The sequence below is a fragment of the Jatrophihabitans sp. YIM 134969 genome (genome assembly GCF_054456675.1).
In genome coordinates, this window is sequence record NZ_JBTJEQ010000069.1 from 1 (window position 1) to 19,281 (window position 19,281).

Consider the following 19,281-nt stretch of genomic DNA (forward strand, 5'->3'; position numbering starts at 1 on the left):
GAGGGCCGCCCGAGCCGGCCGAGCGGGGCGCCGGGCACGGCGGCGAGGGCGAGGACCGGCGGTGCGCGCCACAGCACCGGCGCCGTGGGGAGCGGCGCCATCGCCATGGCCTGCACCTCGACGTCGGTGCGCTCCGGGTCGGCGTCGACCTTGAGGAACACGTCGCCCACCCGCAGCGTCGCCCGCTCGGGGTGGGCGACGACCACCTCGACCTCGGCCACGGGGTCCATCCTCGCGGCCGAGGCCGGGCGCGTCACCCGGGTTCCCGGCTACGTGCGTCGACCGCTCAGACGGCGACGCGACCGCCGTCGGCCGGCAGCACGGCGCCGTGCACGAAGCTCGCGGCGTCGGTGGCGAGGAAGACGATGGCCTCGGCGATCTCCTCGGGGCGGCCGGGGCGGCCGGCCGGTCCGGCGGCGGCGAGCTGGTCGAGCGCCTCGCCCATGGCGGCGGTGCCCTCGGTGCGGGTCGGGCCGGGGCTCACGGCGTTGACCCGCACGCCGGCCGGGCCGTACTCGGCCGCCCACGACTTGGTGAGCAGGACCAGCGCGGCCTTGCTCGCGCCGTAGAGGCCCATCCCCGCGGCACCGAACTCGGCGACCATCGTGGTGACGTTGACGATCGCGCCGTGGCCCCGCTCGGCCATCGCCGGGGCGAGGGCGCCGACGAGGAAGTAGGGCGCGGTGACGTTCACGGCGAGCACGGCGTCGACGTCGTCCTGGGTGGTGTCGGCGGTCGGGCCGAACGGGAAGATGCCGGCGCTGTTGACCAGGACGTCGACGTGGCCGCCGCCCAGCTCGGTGGCGCGGGCGGCGAGGGCGCGGGCGCTGGCGGCGTCGGTGAGGTCGGCCCGCACGAAGTCGGCGGTGCCACCCGCCTGGCGGATGGCGGCGACGGTGGCGTCGCCGCGCCCGGCGTCGCGACCGGACACGACGACGTGCGCGCCGCGGGCGGCGAGACCCAGGGCGGCGGCGCGGCCGATGCCGCTGGTGGCGCCGGTGACGAGCGCGGTGGTGCCGGTGAGGTCGGTGCTCATGGGGCTGTCCTTCGGTCGAGGAGTGGAGTGACTGCTCCAGACTGCCGCGTCGATTTTGGAGACACCACTCCAGAACGGCGTACGCTCCACCCGTGACCACCACGACCGCGAGCCGCGCCCCGAAACGACTGACGGCCAAGGGTGAGGCGACCCGGGCCCGGATCGTCGAGGCGGCGTCCGGACTCGTCTTCGCGCACGGGGTCACCCGGACCGGCGTGGAGGACGTCCAGCGCGAGGCCGGCGTCAGCGCCTCGCAGCTGTACCACTACTTCGGCGACAAGCAGACGCTCATGCGGGCCGTCATCGCCCACCAGACCGCCGCGGTCCTCGCGGCCCAGCAGCCCGAACTCGACGCGCTCGACACCTTCGAGGCGCTGGGCCGCTGGCGGGACCGGCTGGTCACGCTGCAACGCTCGCGGCACTGTGCGGGCGGCTGCCCGATCGGCTCCATCGCGGCCGAGATCGCCGACGACGACCCCGACGCCCGCGCCGACCTCGTGGACGGCTTCGAGCAGTGGGAGGCCCCGCTGCGGTCGGGCCTCGCCGCGATGCGCGAACGCGGGCTGCTGCGCCCCGACACCGACACCGACTTCCTCGCCCTCGCGCTGCTCGCCGCGCTGCAGGGCGGGCTGGTGCTCACCCAGACCCGCCGCACGACCGTCCCGCTCGAGACCGCCCTCGACGCGATGATCGAGCTCATCGCGAGCCACCGCGTCGCGTGATGCGGGCGGCCGTCCGGACCCGCGCCCCCAGGACCCGGTGAGTGGTCACCTCGGGGTCCGAGTGGTCAGGAATTTCCGCCCACTCACGGGGGTAAGTGCCCACTCACCAGGTCGGGGAGGTGGCGCAGGCGGTCCGGGGTTCGACGGGTCGGGGGTCGACGGGTCGGGCGGTCAGTCGGACGCGAGGGACGCCATGGTGTGGCGGCAGTTCCTCGCGCCGCAGGCGCAGGCGTAGAGGGTGAGGGCGTCGTCGGGGTCGTCGATCTCGAGCCGGTAGTCGATGAGCAGTTCGTCGCCCGCGCGGATGCGACGGCGGGTGCGGATCATCAACCGGGTGTCGGTCTCGAAGACCGCCTCGCAGTTCGGGTTGCACCCGTGGTTGATCCACCGCGCGGAGTTGCCGTGTGAGCCGCCGTCGATCACCCGGCCGTCGCCGATGTCGAAGAAGAACGTGTGGCCGTTCTCGATGCCGGCGTCGTCGTAGCGCTGCTGCGCGACGTCCCAGTCGAGGACGTCGCCGCCGTAGGGGAGCAGGTCGACGCCCGCGGGGAGGTCGACGAGCGCGAACACGCCCTTGCCGTGGATCCCCGAGCGGCGGACGGCGAATCGCTTGCTCACACGACCGTCAAGGTGACGACGGAGCCGCGCTTGACCTGCGTGCCGCTCTTCGGGTCCATGCCGACGACCAGCCCGAGGTAGCCGCCGTACTGCTTGTCGACCTTCACCGTCAGCCCGGCCGCCTGCAGCTGCGAGGTCGCGGCCTCGGCGCCGGTGCCACTGCTGATCCGCGGGATGGTGACGAGGTCCTGGCCCTTGCTGACGACCAGCGTGACCGTCGACCCCTTCCGGATGTCGGGGGCACCGCCGGCCGGGGTCTGGCTGATGACCGCACCCGCGGGCACGGTGTCACTGAACTGCTGGTCACCGAACGTGACCGTGAAGCCCGCGGCCTCGAGGGTCGACTTCGCGTCGTCCTGTGGCTTGTCCGTGACGTCGGGCACGGGCACGACCGGCAGGCCGCTGGAGATCGTCAGCGTGATGCGGGTGTCGCGCTTGACCTCCCGGCCCGAGGGCGGCGTGGTGCCGATCGCGACGCCCGCGGGCACGGTCTCCGACGGGGCGGTCACGACCGACACGTTGACCGGCAGCGTGGAGAGGACCCGTTCGGCGTCCTTCTGCGGCAGTTTCGCGGTGGTCGGGATCGCGAAGCGCTCGGGGCCGCGGCTCACCGTGAGCGTCACGGAGGTGCCGTGCGTGCGGCGGTCGCCGACGGTGGGGTCGGTGGCCACCACCAGGCCCGGGTCGACGGTCTCGCTGAACACCTGGTCGGTGGCACCGACCTCGAACCCGGCGTTGCGCAGGGCCGAGGTGGCGGCGCTCGCCGGCTGCCGGACGACGTCGGGGATCGACGCCCACCGGCCGGCGGCGTACCACCAGCTGCCGTACCCGATCGCTGCGCCGAGCAGGAGCAGGACGAGCAGGACCGCGAGGGTGCGGCGCCGGCGACGGCGGCGCCGGGCGGGGTAGGCGTCGGCGTCGCCCGCGACCGGGTCGATCTCGTCGACCGGCGGTGGGGGCGGCGACGTGGCGGCTCGCGGTCGGCCGGGCGCGGCGCCGGGTCCCCACCCCCCGGTCCACTCGTCTCCGAGGTGGTGGGTGGGCCGGCCCGCGGCGGCGACGGCGTCGGGGCCGAACGTCGCGGTGCCGTACGCGGGATCGGCCACGGCCCGCATCGAGGCCGTGGTGTCCGAGGCGGCCACCGGACGGCGGACCGGGGCGGTGCGCGACGGCGCCGGGGCGGGCGGCGGTGCTTCGACCCGGGCGCGCGCCCGGCCCAGGCCGGTGGGCAGCGGGGTGACCGGGATGCGCAGGGTGGAGCGCAGGTCGTGCAGCTCGGCGAGGAACGCACCGGCGTCGGCGGGGCGCGACGACGGGTCGGGGTCGGTGGCCCGGACGATCAGGTCGTCGATCTGCTCGGGGACCCCACGCACGCGGCTCGACGGCGCCGGCACCCGGCTGTGGACGTGCTGGTACGCCACCTGGACCGCGCTCTGCCCGACGTACGGCACCCGGCCGGTCAGCAGTTCGAACAGCACGACCCCGGCGGCGTAGACGTCGGACCGGGCGTCGGCGTGGCCGGTGGTGACCTGCTCCGGGGAGCAGTACGCGACCGTGCCCATCATGAGGTTGGTGCGGGTCGAGGAGACGTCGGACTCGACGGCGCGGGCCAGGCCGAAGTCCGCGACCTTGACCAGGCCGTCATCGGAGAGCAGCACGTTCTCGGGCTTGACGTCGCGGTGGACCAGACCCGCGCGGTGGGCCGCGGCGAGCGCGGCCAGCATCGGCTCCATCACGGCGACCGCGAGCGGCAGCGGCAACGCACCCCGGTCCACCACGAGGTCGCGGACCGTGCTGCCCTCGACCAGTTCCATCACGAGGAACACGTGGCCGTCATCGTGCCCCTGGTCGTACACGCCGACGACGTTCAGGTGGGAGAGCCGGGCCGCGGCGCGGGCCTCGCGGGCGAAGCGGTCGGTGAACGCGGAGTCCGCCGACAGGTCGCTGGTCATGACCTTGACGGCCACGGCACGGTCGAGGCGGAGGTCGCGGGCGACGTAGACCGTGGACATGCCGCCACGGGCCAGGCGCTCCCCGAGGCGGTAGCGGCCCTCGAGGACGCGCCCGACCAAGGGGTCCGCGACAGCCGTCCGCACGAGGCGATCTTAGGTGGGTGGAGGGCTTCATCCGGGCTTGACACGTCGGGGTCTCAGGGTCGGCTCGACCGTTTCCCGGCGCGCCGTACCGTCGCACCGTGCGTGACGCCGACGACGAACTGCTCGAACCGGTCGCCGACGAGGCTGACCTGCTCGAGGGTGGGGTGCGCACCGACGGCGGGATCGCGCACCTGCTGGCCGACGAGAACCGGCCCGGCGGCTGGCTGCTGACCCTCGACCGGATCCGCCAGTCCTACGTCGACCTCGACGACCCGACCTACCTCGACTTCGAGTACGTCCAGGGCTTCGTCGACGTCCTCGACAGCGCCCGCCCGGCGGGGGAACGCCTCGACGCCACCCACGTCGGCGGGGGTGCGTTCGCCTTCCCGCGCTTCGTGCTGCACACCCGGCCACGGTCGTCCCAGATCGTCCTCGAGCCCGACGGCGCGCTCACCCGCTACGTCCGGCAGAGGCTGCCCCTGCCGAAGCACTCGGGCATCCGGGTGCGGCAGGAGTTCGGACGTCCGGGTGTGGCCGCGCTCGCCGACGCCTCGGCCGACCTGCTCGTGCTGGACGCCTACGCCGGCGGCCGCGTCCCCGCCGACCTCACGACCCTCGAGGCGTTCACCGACGTCGCGCGGGTGCTGCGCCCGGACGGGCTGTTCCTGCTCAACCTCGCCGACGGCCCACCGCTGGACTACACGCGCCGCGTCCTCGCGGGGCTCACCGCCGTGTTCGGCCACGTGCTGGTCCGCACCGACCCGGCCGTCCTGCGGCCCCGCCGCTTCGGCAACCTCGTGGTCGCGGCCTCGCGGGCGCCGCTGCCGCTGCAGGAGGTCACCCGCCGGGCGCACGGGGCGCCGTTCCCGACCTCGGTGGTCAGCGGGACCAAGCTCGCGTCGTTGGTCGGGACGGCCAAGCCGCTCACCGACGCGGACCCGCTGCGCTCACCCCACCCGGTGGAACTGGCCTGGCGGGTCGACGGCGGCTGGTGAACCGGGCCGCTCAGCTCCGGATCCAGGCCATCGCCCGACGGCTGGTGGCCGACCCGTCGGTGTACTGCGTGCGGGTCCAGGGGCCGTAGACCACCGACGAGTAGGTGTTCGCGCGGGTGTCGACGGTGACCAGGCGGACCGGGTTGTCGGTCAGGCTGTGGTACGTCGTCTGCACCAGGCTGACGGGGTTGCCGTGGACCCCGGTCAGGTCCAGCTTCGCGAACGTGCCCGCGTGCCCGGAGAACACGAACCGCACGTTCGCGTACCTCAGCGCCAGGTTGTCCAGCAGGTAGCGGGGGCTGGTCGCGCCGTACCCGCCGTCGTTCTCCTGCACGGTGCCGTCGGCGTTCAGCATCGCGTGCGTGACGACGACGACGTTGTGCCGCGGGTGACTCGCGACCACCTGCTGCGCCCACCGCACGGCCTCGGTCCGGGGCCACAGCTCGAGGTTCAGGACGAGCCAGCGGGTGCCCTCGGCCCGGAACGTGCTGAAGGAGTTGTCGATCTTGCCCGGCTCGAAGGTGCCGCGCAGGGCGTCCGCGTGGCCCACGCCGTAGAAGGCGTTGAAGGTCGTGGTGACCCGGACGTCGACCGAGGCGTTGCCGCCGGGACGGGCGCCGCCGCCGGGACCGACCGCGAACGTGTCGTGGTTGCCGATCGAGAACGACCACGGGATGCCGCTGGCGTCCAGCAGGTCCACCCCGGCCCGGGTCCGCTGGTACTGGACGTGGTCGGAGGTGTCCCACCCGACGACGTCGCCGGAGTGCGTGACGTAACGCAGGTCGAGCGGTGTGGCGTGGTCGGTCAGCCACTGGATGCGCTGGGTGAACCGCGCGACGTTCTCCTGCTTCAGCACCTCCTGCTGGGTGTCCGGCAGGACCGCGAACACGAACCGGCCGTCACCGCGGACGCCGGGCCCGGCGCCCTCGGATGCGTCGGGCACGGGCGTGGTGGCGGCGGCCGGGACGCTGACGACACCGGTCAGGGCGAGCGCGGCGGCCGCGAGCACCGCGACCAGCGGACGGGCGGAGGCGGGAGAGCGGGCCACAGCCCCGGAATGTACTGGTGAGATGTCCGGAAGGTGAAGGTCCGGTCAGCTTGAACGGGCGATCAGGCCGCGGACGTAGGCCGCCTGACCGAGGTGCTGCAGACAGTCCGACGCCACGCTGAGCAACCGGACACCGAGGGTCACCGGCGGGGTCCACCGTTCGTCGACCACCCGGTCGAGCGCCGCGGCGTCGAGACCCGCAGCCACCTCGCGGGTCCGGGCGCCGACGGCCTCGTGGTAGCCGCGCAGCAGGTCGGCGGTGGTGCGGACGGCGGCGACCTCGGCGTCGCCCGCCCCGTAGCCGATGGCGTGCGGGTCGAGGTCCAGGGCGAACCGCTCGCGCCAGCCCTCGTCCCAGAGCTGGGTGAGACCGAGCGCCCGCGCGACGTGGTCGTCCTCGACGCGGGTCAGGTGCCACACCAGCCAGCCGATCGGGTTGCCCACGCCGTCCGGACGGCGGGCGAGCGTCTCCTCGTCGAGGCCCTCGAGCACCTCGGGGACCAGCTCGTCGACCCGGCCGAACAGGTCCTGCAGCACCGCGGAGACGTCCATGACGGTCACCGTACGGACGGTGTCGGACACCGCGCCTACGGTGTCGGGGCATGACCGACACCGTGGTGCCCCACGTCCGCCAGATCGTGCTCGACGCCGTGGACATCCGCGGACTCGCCGAGTTCTACCGCCAGCTGCTGGGGTGGACGTACCGGCCGGGCGACGAGCCGCCGGTGCCGGCCGACGAGGAGGGGTGGCTGGTGCTGCAGAACTCCGAGGGCGGGGTCGGGCTGGCGTTCCAACGCGTCGACACGCTCCCCACGCCGTCGTGGCCCGAGAACACGCCGGTCCCGCAGCAGCTGCACCTCGACACCACCGTTCCCGACGTCGAGGCGCTCACCGCGGTGCACGACCACGCCCTCGCCCTCGGCGCCACGGTGCTGCTCGACCGCACCGACGACCCCGAGGAACCGCTGTGGGTGTTCGCCGATCCCGCCGGCCACCCGTTCTGCGTGTTCGTGGGCTGACGTGGCCGCGGGCAGCTGGGAACTGCGGGGCCGGGCGGAGTCGTTCGGGGCGGTCGCCGAGGAGTACGACGCCGTGCGCCCGCACTACCCGGACGAGGTCGTCGCCGCCGTCCTGACCGGTGACCCGGCCTCGGCAGCCGACCCGGTGCGGGTGCTCGACGTCGGGACCGGCACCGGGATCCTCGCCCGCGCGCTGACGGCGGCGGGCGCCCGGGTCACGGGCTCGGACGTCGACGAGGACATGGCGGCGGTGGCGCGCCGGTCCGGGTTGACGGTGCACGTCGGTCCGTTCGAACGCCTCCACCTGTCCCAGAGGTTCGACCGGATCACCGTGGGCCAGGCCTGGCACTGGATCGAGCCCGAGGCGGGACTGGTCGCTGCCCGTCGCCTGCTCGCACCGGGCGGGCAGCTGTGGCTGCTGTGGAACGTCGGCGAACCGGATCCCGCGGTGAAGGCCGTCATCGACGAGGTCTACGCGCGGTTCGCCACCGACACGCAGCCCGACGCCGTCTCGCGCGGGGTCAGTGGGCGTTCCGCCGAGGCGGCCGAGCAGTTCCTCCGCGACCGGGGCGCGACGGTGCGCACCCGCGCCGTCCCGTGGCGGGCGGAACTGTCGACCGAGCGGTGGATCCGGATGGTGTCGACGTTCAGCGACCACGCCACCCTCGCGCCCGAGGTGCGTGGACCGCTCCTGGCGACCCTCGCCGAGGCGATCGACGCGCACGGCGGCGTGGTGGGGATCGACTACACCACACGGGTCGTCGTCGGGTCGGGCCTCCTAGGCTGAGGGGGTGGACCTGCAGACCTACGCCCAGGTCGCGGCTGCCCAGGACCTGCCCGTCACCCGCGTCGCCCAGCAGGTGCGCGACGGACACCTGGTCGCGGTCGACACCCCCGAGGGCGCCCGCATCCCCGCCGAGTTCGTCCAGGACGGCGCGCCGGTCAAGCACCTGCCCGGCGTCGTGACCCTGCTGCGCGACGGCGGCTACCGCGACGACGAGATCGTGGCGTGGCTGTTCCGCGAGGACGACACCCTGCCCGGCACCCCGATCGACGCGTTGCGCTCGAACCGGGGCACCGAGATCAAGCGCCGGGCGCAGTCGGCCGCGTTCTGAGCGGTCGATGACTCACGCGCTCTACGTCGGGGTGCTGGCGTTGTGCCTGCTCGGCACCGCCCCGCTGGAGATCGTGCTGCGCGTGCACGTCTACGCCCGGTGGCGGCGGCTGCTGCTCGCGCTCGCCCCGACCGTGGTGGTGTTCGTCGTCTGGGACTTCTACGCGATCCACGCGGGGCACTGGACCTACGAGCAGAGGTGGATGACCACGGTCCTGCTGCCCGGCCGGTTGCCGCTCGACGAGCTGCTGTTCTTCGTCGTCGTCCCGGTGTGCGCCGTGCTCACGCTGGAGGCCGTGCGTCGCTGCCGGCCGACGTGGACCATCGGCGACGAACCCCCGGCGGACCGGCCGTGAGCTACACGGCCCTCGCGGTCATCGGCGTGCTCGGCGCCGCGGTGGTCGACCTGGCCGTGCTGCGTACGAACCTGTTGCTGCGCAGGGCGTTCTGGGTGTCGTACGCGATCATGCTGGTGTTCCAGCTGGCGGTGAACGGTGTGTTCACCGGCGTGCCGATCGTGCGCTACGACCCGGCCGACATCACCGGCCTGCGGCTCGTGTACGCGCCCGTCGAAGACCTGCTGTTCGGGTTCGCCATGATCGTGCTGACGTTGTCGGTGTGGGTCTGGCTCGGACGGCACGGACCAGTGCGGGACCGGCGACCTCCAGCCGGTCGCGGAGCGGCACGGACACGCGTTCGCTGAACACGTCGTAGTCGCGCTGTTCGATCTCGGCGAGGATCCCGCCGTAGAGGTCGAACGCCGTGCGCAGGCAGTCGCGGCTCCACGGCGAGACCAGGTCGATACCCGGCGCCGCCGCCCGGTAGTGCTCCCGCGCCCGCTCGATCTCGAAGGCGAGCAGGTTGCGGATCGGTTCGTCGACCACGCCGCGGGCGAGCCGGTCACGGTCGACGCCGAACTGCGCCAGCGACGTCTCGGGCAGGTACACGCGACCACGTCGCAGGTCCTCGGCGACGTCGCGGATGAAGTTGGTGAGTTGGAAGGCCAGCCCGAGTTCGATGGCGTGACCCTCCAGCACGTCCCACCGCACGTCGTCGGACGCCCGCCCGAGCACCGGCAGCATCTGCAGCCCGATGACCGCCGCCGACCCCCACATGTAGCCGCGCAGGTCCTCGTAGGTGACGTAGGACGTGACGGTGAGGTCGGCCCGCATCGAGTCGAGGAAGTCCGCGAAGTAGGTGACCGGGATGTCGAAGTGCTGCACCGTGGCGATGGTCGCCCGCACGATCGGATCGCTGCTCGCGCCCCACTCGAGGTCGGTGAGGACGTCGCGGCTCCACGCCTCGAACCGGTCGGCCCGCTCGGCGTCGGTGCCATCGAACGCGTCGACGATGTCGTCGGCGAAGCGCGCGAAGCCGTAGAGGGCGTGGACGTGCGGGCGGCGTTCCGGGGGCAGCAGGGCCGTCGCGAGGTAGTAGGTGCGGCCGTGCCGGGCGTTGAGCACCCGGGCCTTGCGGTAGCCGTCGCGGAGCGCCGGGTCGGTGATCCCGGCGGCGTCGAGTTCGGACCGGGCGCTCACGCCGCCCATCGTCCCCGACGCCCCCGCCCCGCCGTGGGAACGGGGTCACCCCGGCCGGTCGCGCCGTGGCCGGACCGAGCGGGGGGTCAGGTCGCGGGCTTGACGTACCGCACGGTGAACCCGCCCTTGGCCGTGAGAGCCGAGGTGGTCAGCACCGTCCGGCCCTTCCCGTCGACGCCGTCGTGGGCCACCGCACTCGGCCCAGCGAGGGGAGCGCCGTCGACCGTGACCGCGCTGAAGGTCGCCTCGCGTACGTGCGCGGTCTGCGATCCGCTCTGACCGCCGGCCACCGCGACCAGCGCGCCGACGGGTGTGAAGGGTGCCCGCTGCAGCGAACCGCTCGACCCCGCCGTGACGTCGTCGATGCGCAGGGTCGCGGCGGTGGGGGTCGTGGTGATGGTGACCTTGATCTGGTCGTCCAGCCTCACGCGTGCCGGGGGCGGGGCGGTCGGGAACCCCTGGACCTGGATCTGGTACCTCGGCCGCCCCGCGTCGCAGAGCCCCACGACGCCGACGCCGAGCAGGTCGTCCGCTCCGCCTCCCTCGACGGTGACGAGGAAGCCTGCCCCGCCGCCGTGCGGCGGGCACACCACGCGCGGCACGCGGAACTTGGCGACGACCGTGTGCGCCACCTCGGACAGTGGTACCGAGTACCCGGCGCCCGGGAGGGCCTCGGCCGCGGACGGGGCGGCGGCGGCCGGGCCGCAGAGCCCCGCGCCGACGAGGAGCGCCGCCGCAGTCAGCGGCGCGAGCAGGGTGCGGCGGGCACGAACGGTCACGGGGTACCTCCGGTGGGCGGCGGTCGGTCGGTGGCCGACCGGCTCGCTCACCGTAGGGGGGCGGGCGAGTCCTGTCGTGACGGCTACGACGCGCGCACGTCGCGCCGCCACGCCGAGAACGACCGCACCGACGCCGGGCGGGGGCGGACCAGCCACGGCCAGGGGTGCGTCTCGACGACGTCGAGGCGGGTGGCCCGGCGGGCGAAGCCCGGCACCGGCGCCCAGGTCGTGGCGAGCGGGATCCCCGCCAGTTCGGCGACCGGATCGCCTCGGCGGACCTCGACCGGGCGGCGCGCGGCGAGGTCGCCCAGGGTCTCGGCTAGGAACACGAGCCGCTTGCCGGACAGCCGCAACCGGGCCAGCAGCGGGGCGTCGAACACGAACACCGCCGGCCGGTCCGGGTCGGCCGCGAGCGCCGGGTCGTCGTCGCCGAGCGACTCCGCGGTGAGCCACACCCGGTCACCGCCGGATCCCTCGACCTCCGCCGGCCCGGTCGGGATCTCGGCGCGACCGAGGTCGGGAGCGTCGTCGACGCGGCCAAGGCGCTGGTCCGGCGGCCAGTCCTGGATCGGGCAGGCGTCGCGGAGCGGGCAGGAGCGGCACAGGGCGGGAGCCCGCTTCTCGACCTGCCAGCGGGAGAACCCGTAGGCCTTGGCGCTGCCGGTGCCGACCGTCCACTGCCAGCCCAGCCGATTGGCCGCCCGGGACCCGTCGAGCAGGTGGGTGAAGAACTCGTCCTCGCCGGCCCGCCAGTCCGCGCCGGCGCGGACCGCCCACTGCGAGGACAGCCACATGCGGGTCTGGTTCACCAGCCAGCCGTCGTCGTGCAGTTCGCCCACCGTGTGCTCCATGCAGCGCATGGCCGCGGGCCACGGGTCGGCAGCCGACCACGGCGCGTCGACGGCCGGCGCCGCGACCGGTGGTGCACTGCGCAACGGTTCGCCGTTGCGGGTGCCGACCCGGGCGTAGAGGTGGCGGGCGAACTCCTGCCACAGCAGTTCGTCGCGGAAACGGGTCCGGTCCCGCGGCGGGGCGTCGGCCACCGCCTTCCAGACTGTTGGCAACTGCAACAGTCCGTGTCGGATCCACGGCGACAGGCGGGACGCACCACGTCGACCCTCGGGCAGGACCGTGCTGCGCGAGCGGGCGTACCCCGCGATGTCGAGGGTGGCCAGGGCGGCGTCGGCCGCAGCTTGTCCACCCCGGTGGCCACCGGGGCGCACGCCGTGCGGGCCCTCGAGGGTGAGATCGCCGAGGTGGGAGGCGACCCAGGCGACGACGGCCTCGGGGCCGTCCTCGGGCGGCGGCGGGACCGGCAGGACCGCCACGGTCAGCCGGTGACGCGTTCGGCGGCGAGCTTGCCGCTCACCAGCACCATGGGCACGCCGACACCCGGCTGCACACCCGAACCGCACCGCAGCAGGTTGCCGATGCGGGGGTCGACGGTGCCGGGGCGGAACGGCCCGGTCTGGGCGAAGGTGTGGGCGGCGGCGAACGGGGCGCCGGCGGCGAGGCCCATGGCCTCCCAGTCCGACGGCGTCACCAGTTCCTCCACCACGGTCGCCTCCTCGAACCCCTCGAGGCCGCGGGCGCGCATCGTGGCGTGCATGTGCTCGCGGTAGCGCGGGCCGGCGGTGCGCCAGTCGATCGGGTCGCGGTGGTCGAGGTTGGGCGAGGGGAACAGCGTGTAGTACGTCGCGTGGCCGTCGGGCGCGAGCGCCGGGTCGGTGTGCGAGGGCGAGGTGACGAGGAACGAGGGGTCGGACATCGGGACGCCGTCGTCGATGATCTCGCTGAACGTCCGTTCCCACTGCCGGCCGAAGAAGATCGTGTGGTGGCCGAGGTCGTCGTACACCTTCGACGAACCGGTGTGCATGACCACGCACGAGGGCGAGTAGCGCAGCCGGGTCGGCCCGGTGGGCCGGAAGCGGCGCGGGACGTACTCGGCCGGCAGCAGCGCCGGGTAGGCCTGCGGCGGGTCGGCGTTGAGGACCACGACGTCGGCGGGGATGCGCTCCCCGTCCGCGGTGACGACCGCCGTGGCGCGGTCGCCCGCGACCTCGATGCGGCGGGCGGGGGTCGAGTACCGGATGTCGACGCCCGCCTCCTGGGCGACCTCGGCCATGACCCGGGGGATCGCGTGCATCCCGCCCTCGGGGAAGTACACGCCGGACACGCAGTCGAAGTAGGTGATGACGGCGTAGATGGCCAGGGCGTCGGCCGGGGCGAGTCCCGCGTACATGGCCTGGAAGGAGAACATCCGGCGCAGCCGCTCGTCCTGCACGAAGTCGCCGATGACCGACGACAGCTTGCGCATCCCGCCCATGCGCACCAGCTGCAGCAGGGAGGGGCCGACGAGCGACGCGGGGGAGTCGAGGTTGCGCGCGATGAAGTGCGGCATCTCGACGTCGAACATCTTCGTCAGGTAGGAGACCAGCTCGCGGTAACCGGCGGCGTCCGCACTGCTGCACTGGGCACCGATCTCGTCGGCCATGCGGTCGACGTCGGTGTGCACGTGCAGGCGCGACCCGTCGGCGAACCGGCCCTGGTAGGCCGGGTCGAGGCGGTGCAGACGCACGCGGCCCTCGAGCTTCTGTCCGACGGCACCGAGGGCTTCGTCGACCAGCTCGGGCATGGTGAGGACGGTCGGGCCGGTGTCGAAGCGGTAGCCGCCGAGTTCGAGCCGGCCGGCGCGGCCACCGGGGACGGCCTCGCGTTCGAGGACGGTGACCTGTCGCCCGGCGCCGGCGAGGTGCAGGGCGGCGGCGAGCCCGCCGAGACCCGCGCCGATGACGACGACACGATCGGTGCGGCCCGTGACCCGGGCGGGCGTTCGACCAGGCCTGAACACGTTCAGAACAGTACGCTCGCCGCCGTGACCTCCCCGCGTACGGTGCGCGACGTCCTGGCCTCGGGCCGGCCGTCGTTCTCGTTCGAGTTCCTGCCGCCCAAGACGGCCGAGGACACCGCCCGGCTCTGGAAGACCGTGCGTGAGCTGGAATCGCTGCGGCCCGACTTCGTCTCGGTCACCTACGGCGCCGGCGGCACCACCCGCGACAACACCATCGCGATCACCGAGAAGATCGCCACCGACACCACCCTGCTGCCGGTCGCGCACCTCACCGCCGTCAACCACTCCCTGGCCGAACTGCGCACGATCATCGGCCGGCTCGCCGACGCCGGGGTCGTGGACGTCCTCGCGCTGCGCGGCGATCCGCCGGGCGACGTCGAGGGCGAGTGGGTCAAGCACCCCGAGGGCGTCGAGTACGCCTCGGAGCTGGTCGACCTGGTCCGCCGGGCCGGTGCGTTCACCGTCGGCGTGGCGGCGTTCCCCTACAAGCACCCGCGCTCGGAGACGGTCGAGGACGACACCCGCTGGTTCGTCGAGAAGTGCCGCGCCGGCGCCGAGTACGCCATCACGCAGATGTTCTTCGAGGCCGAGGACTACCTGCGGCTGCGCGACCGGGTCGTGGACGCCGGCTGCGACATCCCGATCATCGCCGGGCTCATGCCCGTCACGACGATGGGCACGATCGAGCGCGCCCCGAAGCTCTCCGGTGCCCCGTTCCCGCCCGCGCTCGCCGCGTCGTTCGCGGCCGTCGCCGAGGACAAGAAGGCCGTCCGGGCGTTGGGGATCGAGCAGGCGTCCCTGCTCGCGCAGCGCCTGCTCGACGAAGGCGTGCCCGGCCTGCACTTCATCACCTTCAACCGCTCGACCGCCACCCGCGACGTGTGGGCGAACCTCGGGACCTCCGTCGGCCGCTGACCTCGCGGCCCGGTGGGAGGCCCGCCACCCGGGCTTCGCAACCGACGACGGTCCGGGCGGCGTCCTGGGCGGCTGGTTGCGGCTGATGTGGTGGCTCGCCCGCCCGCTGGCCGCGGCGGGGGTCTCACCTGACGTCGTCACGGTCGGGTCGGCCGCGGCCGCCGTGGCCGCCACCGCGGCTCCGCCCGGACGTCGCTGGCCGCTGCTCGTGGCGGGGTCGGTGCTCGACGGCGTCGACGGTGCCGTGGCGGTGCTGACCGACCGTCAGTCGTCGTACGGCGCGCGGCTGGACCACACGGCCGACCGGGTCGCCGACGTCTCGGCCGCCGTCGTCCTGACCCGGGCTGGCGCCCCGTGGGCGGTCGTCGCTCCCGGCCTCGCCCTCACCTTCGCCCTCGAGCTGACCCGGCGCACACCCGTGGTCACGGTCGCCGAACGCCCCACCCGGGTGGTCTGCGGTGCGCTCGGCGACGCCGCGTCGGCCGTCACCGGCCGCCGGTGGCCCGCCGTGGTCGCGGCGGTGGTGTGGGACGCCCTCGCCGCCGTCGCGCTGGTCCAGCTCGTCCGGGCGCGTCGGCGGTGACGACGAACCCGCTCTGTCTCGAGAGTTGATCAAGGAGGTGTGGTCGCGCGACACGCCGACGGTGACGACCACGCCTCCTTGATCAACTCGTGGAGGGGGTGGGATCGGACGGCGTCGGTGGGCTCCGACGGCGGCGCCGGACGACCACGACCGCGGTGACCACCACGGCGCCGAGCAGCAGGAACGGCAGGGCGTAGCCCAGGGCGGCGAGCAGGTACTGCACCACCACCGTGAACCCGTGCCAACCGCCCGCCACCGCACCGCCGAACCCGGTGGGTTCGCTCCGCGCGGCCGCGACCGCGGGCGGCACGAGGTCCAGGGTGACGGTCGCGAGGGCGACCTGGTCGGTGAGGGTGCGTTGCTGGGCCTGCAGCGACTCGAGCTCGGCCTGCCGTTGGGTCAGCTGGGTCTCGACCGACAGCAGGTCGCCGAGGTTGCCCGAGGTCGTCAGCAGGGTCCGCAGCCGGTCGACACTGGTCTGCAGGGCCTCCACCCGCGCACCGAGGTCCGCGGTCTGGGCGGTGACGTCGTCGCCCTGCACCTCGCTCGAGGTCTGCCTCCCGAGCCCGGCCACCTGCGCGAGCGTCGCGTCGAGGCGGTCGGCGGGGACCCGCAACACGAGGTGGGCGGAGGTGTCGCGGGTGTCCTGCTCGACCCGCCCGCCCGCAGCTCGGGTGATGGCCTCCGCGCGGGTGGCCGCGGCGATCGGGTCGTCGGCCGTGACCCGCACCTGGGCGGTGCGGACGACGTCGCGCGCGGCGACCGTGCCCGCCTGACCGAGGTCGGTCCCGGAATCGTTGCCCGCTGCAACAGAGCCCGCGCCCGGTGCGGCGCTGGCGGCCGCCGGTGCGGCCACGCCGGCGGCCGAGGCGCCGTCCTCGCTGTCAGCGCCTCCGGGGCTGCCGCGGAACACTCCCGCCGCGCCGGCGACGAGGAAGAAGGTCACGACGGCCGCGGCGACGACCGCGAGGGTCACCGTGATCCGGGTCCTCACGGCGTCACCGTCACGGTGACCGGTGTGCTGACCAGCTGCGACATCGCGGAACCTCCGTAGCGGTAGGGGATCACGATCACCGCGAGGTACTCGCCTGCGGGTAGCGGTTCGCCGCGGGAGTCGACGGCGGCGAACACCGACGAGCCGTTGACGCCGGCGCCGGGTTCGACCGGCACCGACGAGATCGCACCGGACGCGACGGTGCCGGTGGCCGCGCACAGTTGGCCGTCCTGCACCCACACCGCGCGGGCGGCGCGCAGTTCGGCCGTGCCCCCGCCCCGGCCGAAGGTGAGCTGGTACGGGATGCCGGCCGAGCCGCCGGCGGTGGCGCGCGAGCCGGTGATGCCGTTCGGGCGGATCGCCGCGATCCCGGCCAGCGGACCGTTCGAGGTCGCTGCGCCCTGCGTCGCGCACCCCGCCGTGTCGGTGCCGCCGGGCGCGGGACCGGGTGCCCCGGGCCCGGCCGCCACGCCGGACGTCGGACGGGACGACGCGGCCGGGCAGCCGGTCGGCTCCGAGGAGACGCACACCTCGGGGGGCGGCGCCGACTCGGCACCGGCGTCACCGCCCGCCGCAGCCTGGCCGGCCGCGCTCGACGCGCTGACGCCGGTGTTCCGGACCAGTTCGCGGACACCGAACCCGCCGCCGACCAGCACGGCGAGGACCACGGCCGCCACCGCGAGCCCCGGGAGCAGACGGCGTCGCGAACGGGCCGCGCCGATCGGCACGACCTCGGCCGGGTCCGGGTCGGGGAGGGCGGCTCGTCGGCGGGCCTCGGGCAACGGGTCGTCCCAGTCGAGGTCGTGGTCAGCGCCCGCGGCGAGGTCGCCGAGCCGGGCGCGCAGGGAGCGTTCGAAGTCGTCGTCGGTCACGCGTTCGCCTCCGTGAGGCTGGTGCGCAGTGCCGCCAGGCCACGCGAGGTCAGGCTCTTCACGGTGCCGGGCGGACAGGCCATGGCGTCGGCCGTGGCCGCCTCGGACAGGTCGAGGTAGTACCGCAGCACCACCGCCGACCGTTGCCGCACCGGGAGGGCGGCGAGCGCGCGGCGCAGCTCGTCCCGGTCGGCCGTCACGTCGTCGTGGTCGGTACCCGGTCCCGCCCGCTCCGGCAGGTGCTCCGTGGGCTTCTCGCCCCACCACCGGCGCTCGGCACTGCGCAGCACCGTGCTGACGACGGCCTGGCGGGCGTAGGCCAGCGGGTGCTCCCACTCGGCCCGTCGGGGCCAGGCCTGGTAGAGCTTGGCCAACGCGGTCTGGACGACGTCCTGCGCCCGTTCGCGGTCACCGGTCATGAGATAGGCCGTGCGGTGCAGGCTCCTGCTGTTCTCGCGCACGAACGCGTCGAACGCGTCGTCGGCGGACTCCGCGTCGTCCCGTACGCGTTCCATCAGCACCTCCACGCCCCGACAGACCCGGTGGACCGGCGTCAGGGTTCCACGGGTGGGCGCGCGAGGTCAGGCGGGTCCGATCGCGGTGGCCGCGATCGCCGCGGACGTGGCGACCAGCGGCAGCCCCCCGCCGGGGTGGACCGAGCCGCCGACGAGGAACAGGCCCCGCAGCGGCGAGGTCGAGCCGGGCCGCCGCAGCGTGGTCCGCAACCCGTGGTCGGCCGCGCCGTAGATCGCCCCGCCGGGCGCGCCGGTGCGCCGCGCGAGGTCGGCGGGCGTGCGGTGCGCGACCGAGACCAGCCGCTCGCGCACGGCCATGCCGCGATCGGTCAGCAGGTTGAGGATGCGTTCGACGTAGGCGGTGGCGAGGCCGGGGGTGTCCCAGTCGAGGGTGCCCGGCCGCCCCTCCGTGCCGTGCCGGGCGGCGTTCACCAGGACGAACCACGCCTCGTGCCCGGCGGGTCGTACCGCCGGGTCGTCGGGGGCGCTGACGTAGATCACCGGGTCGGGCACCACCCGGGCGTGGGCGCCGAAGACGGCGTCGAACTCGTCGGTGTAGTCGGTCGACCCGAACAACACGTTGTGGTGGGCGAGGTGCGGGGTGCGACCGCGGACACCGAGCAGCAACGTGAAGCCCGACAGCGAGTCGGCGAACGGCGCGCGGGCGACGTCGGGGACCAGGGAGCGGTAGAGGCGGTGGGCGTCGATCCCGCTGACGACGACATCGGCCGGCAGCCGTGACCCGTCGGTGAGCAGCACGCCGTCGGCCCGCCCGCCGGCCACGGCGACCTGCTCGACGGCCGCGCCGGTGCGGATCTGCCCGCCCCGTTCGAGGATCCGTGCCGCGAGCGCGTCGGCCAGCCGGTGCAGGCCGCCGTCGACGTACCAGATCCCCTCGGCCTGTTCGAGGTACGGGATGGTGGCGAGCGTGGCGGGGGAGCGGCGGGGGTCGGACCCGGTGTACGTGGCGTAGCGCTCGAGCATCATCCGCTGACGGGGATCGTGCAGCAGCCGCTTGGCGAAACGCCGCAGACTGGTGCCAGGTGCAACGGTTCGCAGGTCGGACGCGCTCGACCGGATCAACGTTGGCAGGTGCAACGGTCGCCGGACCACCCGCTCGCCGACCAGGTCCCACATCCGCCCGCCCCGGGCCAGCAGCTCGCGCCAGTCGTCGGCCGCGGAACCGCCGAACGCGCGGTCCATGCGCTCGAACGTGGTCTCGGGGTCCGCGGAGGTGGTGAGCTCGGTGCCGTCGGCGAAGCGGTGCCGGATCTGCTCGGACAGCCGGCGCACCGGCAGGGTGGAGTCGAGGGTGTCGCCGGTGGCCGCGAAGAGCTCCTCGAACACCGCGGGCATGGTCAGCAGGGACGGTCCGGTGTCGTAGCGGAAGCGGCCGGCGGGTGCGGTCTCGACGTGCCAGCCGAGCTTGCCGCCGAGGGTGTCCGACGCCTCGAGCACCGTCACCGCGTGCCCGAGTGCGGCGAGGCGGGCGCCGGCGGCCAACCCGCCGAGGCCCGCGCCGATCACGACCGAGCGGGCCAGCAGCCCACCACCGCCCGGCCGCGCCAGGTCAGCCGGTCGCCGCG

The 19,281-nt window shown here is 74.2% G+C and carries 21 protein-coding genes and 2 pseudogenes; 9 read left to right on the forward strand and 14 right to left on the reverse strand.

Annotation, left to right across the window (positions count from 1 at the left end):
• Both ACXR2U_RS22455 and ACXR2U_RS22460 read right to left on the reverse strand, forming a co-directional pair.
• A pseudogene (locus ACXR2U_RS22455) lies at positions 1-221 on the reverse strand (aminoglycoside phosphotransferase family protein); the annotation flags it as partial.
• A 65-nt stretch (positions 222-286) separates the two neighbouring features.
• Entirely contained in the window at positions 287-1,036 is a 750-nt protein-coding gene (locus ACXR2U_RS22460; RefSeq protein WP_458827321.1) for an SDR family NAD(P)-dependent oxidoreductase, read from the reverse strand.
• Positions 1,037-1,128: 92 nt separating this feature from the next.
• Between ACXR2U_RS22460 and ACXR2U_RS22465 the strand changes: the two genes are divergently transcribed.
• Positions 1,129-1,758, forward strand: coding sequence for a TetR/AcrR family transcriptional regulator (locus ACXR2U_RS22465; RefSeq protein ID WP_458827322.1), 630 nt, complete (start codon positions 1,129-1,131; stop codon positions 1,756-1,758).
• Positions 1,759-1,929: 171 nt separating this feature from the next.
• On the opposite strand, the gene ACXR2U_RS22470 is transcribed toward ACXR2U_RS22465, so the two are convergent.
• Positions 1,930-2,376: an SET domain-containing protein gene (locus ACXR2U_RS22470; protein ID WP_458827323.1), complete on the reverse strand. Its 447-nt coding sequence runs from the start codon at positions 2,374-2,376 to the stop codon at positions 1,930-1,932.
• Entirely contained in the window at positions 2,373-4,472 is a 2,100-nt protein-coding gene (gene pknB / locus ACXR2U_RS22475) for a Stk1 family PASTA domain-containing Ser/Thr kinase (RefSeq protein WP_458827324.1), read from the reverse strand. The genes ACXR2U_RS22470 and pknB overlap by 4 nt, the downstream gene beginning before the upstream one ends.
• Before the next feature lie 98 nt (positions 4,473-4,570).
• On the opposite strand from pknB, the gene ACXR2U_RS22480 reads away from it, so the two are divergent.
• Positions 4,571-5,467 carry a spermidine synthase gene (locus tag ACXR2U_RS22480; RefSeq protein ID WP_458827325.1) on the forward strand — a complete coding sequence of 299 codons (897 nt, stop codon included), beginning with the start codon at positions 4,571-4,573 and terminating at the stop codon, positions 5,465-5,467.
• Positions 5,468-5,477: 10 nt separating this feature from the next.
• On the opposite strand, the gene ACXR2U_RS22485 is transcribed toward ACXR2U_RS22480, so the two are convergent.
• Both ACXR2U_RS22485 and ACXR2U_RS22490 read right to left on the reverse strand, forming a co-directional pair.
• Complete coding sequence (locus tag ACXR2U_RS22485; RefSeq protein ID WP_458827326.1) at positions 5,478-6,515, reverse strand: metallophosphoesterase family protein; 1,038 nt, start codon at positions 6,513-6,515, stop codon at positions 5,478-5,480.
• Between the two features lie 45 nt (positions 6,516-6,560).
• The gene (locus tag ACXR2U_RS22490) at positions 6,561-7,067 is read right to left on the reverse strand and encodes a mycothiol transferase (protein ID WP_458827327.1); all 507 of its coding nucleotides are present in this window, start codon (positions 7,065-7,067) and stop codon (positions 6,561-6,563) included.
• Between the two features lie 50 nt (positions 7,068-7,117).
• Here ACXR2U_RS22490 and ACXR2U_RS22495 point away from each other — a divergent pair, with 50 nt between their 5' ends.
• The 5 genes and pseudogenes from ACXR2U_RS22495 to ACXR2U_RS22515 all read left to right on the forward strand — a co-directional run.
• A complete protein-coding gene (locus ACXR2U_RS22495) occupies positions 7,118-7,534 on the forward strand; it encodes a VOC family protein (protein WP_458827328.1) in 417 nt (138 codons plus the stop codon).
• A 1-nt stretch (position 7,535) separates the two neighbouring features.
• Positions 7,536-8,321 carry a class I SAM-dependent methyltransferase gene (locus tag ACXR2U_RS22500; RefSeq protein WP_458827329.1) on the forward strand — a complete coding sequence of 262 codons (786 nt, stop codon included), beginning with the start codon at positions 7,536-7,538 and terminating at the stop codon, positions 8,319-8,321.
• A 4-nt stretch (positions 8,322-8,325) separates the two neighbouring features.
• Complete coding sequence (locus ACXR2U_RS22505; RefSeq protein ID WP_458827330.1) at positions 8,326-8,649, forward strand: Rv2175c family DNA-binding protein; 324 nt, start codon at positions 8,326-8,328, stop codon at positions 8,647-8,649.
• Between the two features lie 7 nt (positions 8,650-8,656).
• Complete coding sequence (locus ACXR2U_RS22510; protein WP_458827331.1) at positions 8,657-9,004, forward strand: lycopene cyclase domain-containing protein; 348 nt, start codon at positions 8,657-8,659, stop codon at positions 9,002-9,004.
• A 56-nt stretch (positions 9,005-9,060) separates the two neighbouring features.
• Positions 9,061-9,213: pseudogene (locus tag ACXR2U_RS22515) on the forward strand (lycopene cyclase domain-containing protein); the annotation flags it as partial.
• Here the strand turns inward: ACXR2U_RS22515 and ACXR2U_RS22520 are convergent.
• The 4 genes from ACXR2U_RS22520 to crtI form a co-directional block, all read right to left on the reverse strand.
• Positions 9,188-10,186, reverse strand: a complete 999-nt coding sequence (locus tag ACXR2U_RS22520) for a phytoene/squalene synthase family protein (protein WP_458827332.1) — start codon at positions 10,184-10,186, stop codon at positions 9,188-9,190. The pseudogene ACXR2U_RS22515 and the gene ACXR2U_RS22520 sit on opposite strands and share 26 nt — an antisense overlap.
• A gap of 86 nt (positions 10,187-10,272) precedes the next feature.
• Complete coding sequence (locus ACXR2U_RS22525) at positions 10,273-10,965, reverse strand: hypothetical protein (protein WP_458827333.1); 693 nt, start codon at positions 10,963-10,965, stop codon at positions 10,273-10,275.
• An 83-nt stretch (positions 10,966-11,048) separates the two neighbouring features.
• Positions 11,049-12,293, reverse strand: coding sequence for an FAD-binding domain-containing protein (locus tag ACXR2U_RS22530; protein WP_458827334.1), 1,245 nt, complete (start codon positions 12,291-12,293; stop codon positions 11,049-11,051).
• 2 nt (positions 12,294-12,295) lie between these two features.
• Positions 12,296-13,816 (reverse strand): phytoene desaturase family protein, encoded by a 1,521-nt coding sequence (crtI, locus tag ACXR2U_RS22535; protein ID WP_458827335.1) that lies wholly within the window; start codon positions 13,814-13,816, stop codon positions 12,296-12,298.
• A 24-nt stretch (positions 13,817-13,840) separates the two neighbouring features.
• Between crtI and metF the strand changes: the two genes are divergently transcribed.
• Positions 13,841-14,731, forward strand: coding sequence for a methylenetetrahydrofolate reductase [NAD(P)H] (gene metF / locus ACXR2U_RS22540; RefSeq protein WP_458827336.1), 891 nt, complete (start codon positions 13,841-13,843; stop codon positions 14,729-14,731).
• 85 nt (positions 14,732-14,816) lie between these two features.
• The gene (locus ACXR2U_RS22545) at positions 14,817-15,314 is read left to right on the forward strand and encodes a CDP-alcohol phosphatidyltransferase family protein (protein WP_458827337.1); all 498 of its coding nucleotides are present in this window, start codon (positions 14,817-14,819) and stop codon (positions 15,312-15,314) included.
• 82 nt (positions 15,315-15,396) lie between these two features.
• Here the strand turns inward: ACXR2U_RS22545 and ACXR2U_RS22550 are convergent, their stop codons facing one another.
• The 4 genes from ACXR2U_RS22550 to ACXR2U_RS22565 form a co-directional block, all read right to left on the reverse strand.
• Positions 15,397-16,308, reverse strand: a complete 912-nt coding sequence (locus ACXR2U_RS22550; protein WP_458827338.1) for a DUF4349 domain-containing protein — start codon at positions 16,306-16,308, stop codon at positions 15,397-15,399.
• The gene (locus ACXR2U_RS22555; RefSeq protein WP_458827339.1) at positions 16,305-17,180 is read right to left on the reverse strand and encodes a hypothetical protein; all 876 of its coding nucleotides are present in this window, start codon (positions 17,178-17,180) and stop codon (positions 16,305-16,307) included. Before ACXR2U_RS22555 ends, ACXR2U_RS22550 begins: the two co-directional genes overlap by 4 nt.
• Positions 17,177-17,695 (reverse strand): SigE family RNA polymerase sigma factor, encoded by a 519-nt coding sequence (locus ACXR2U_RS22560; RefSeq protein ID WP_458827340.1) that lies wholly within the window; start codon positions 17,693-17,695, stop codon positions 17,177-17,179. Before ACXR2U_RS22560 ends, ACXR2U_RS22555 begins: the two co-directional genes overlap by 4 nt.
• Before the next feature lie 66 nt (positions 17,696-17,761).
• The gene (locus tag ACXR2U_RS22565) at positions 17,762-19,237 is read right to left on the reverse strand and encodes a phytoene desaturase family protein (protein WP_458827341.1); all 1,476 of its coding nucleotides are present in this window, start codon (positions 19,235-19,237) and stop codon (positions 17,762-17,764) included.
• Between the last annotated feature and the right edge of the window lie 44 nt (positions 19,238-19,281).